1 rRNA gene is annotated in these 534 nt (G+C 54.3%); it reads right to left on the reverse strand.

Annotated features, from left to right (window positions below):
- Nucleotides 1–16: 16 nt before the first annotated feature.
- Nucleotides 17–534: ribosomal RNA gene (locus tag KO539_RS29855) — 16S ribosomal RNA — on the reverse strand; the annotation flags it as partial.

Genomic DNA, 534 nt, shown 5'->3' on the forward strand with positions numbered 1-534 from the left:
TTCGTGCAAACTCTAGAAAGGAGGTGATCCAGCCGCACCTTCCGATACGGCTACCTTGTTACGACTTCACCCCAGTCACGAATCCTACCGTGGTAAGCGCCCTCCTTGCGGTTAAGCTACCTACTTCTGGTAAAACCCGCTCCCATGGTGTGACGGGCGGTGTGTACAAGACCCGGGAACGTATTCACCGCGACATGCTGATCCGCGATTACTAGCGATTCCAACTTCATGCAGTCGAGTTGCAGACTACAATCCGGACTACGATACACTTTCTGCGATTAGCTCCCCCTCGCGGGTTGGCGGCGCTCTGTATGTACCATTGTATGACGTGTGAAGCCCTACCCATAAGGGCCATGAGGACTTGACGTCATCCCCACCTTCCTCCGGTTTGTCACCGGCAGTCTCATTAGAGTGCCCTTTCGTAGCAACTAATGACAAGGGTTGCGCTCGTTGCGGGACTTAACCCAACATCTCACGACACGAGCTGACGACAGCCATGCAGCACCTGTGTACTGGTTCTCTTTCGAGCACTCC

The organism is Janthinobacterium sp. NKUCC06_STL (genome assembly GCF_019345455.1).
Lineage (GTDB): Bacteria > Pseudomonadota > Gammaproteobacteria > Burkholderiales > Burkholderiaceae_D > Janthinobacterium > Janthinobacterium rivuli.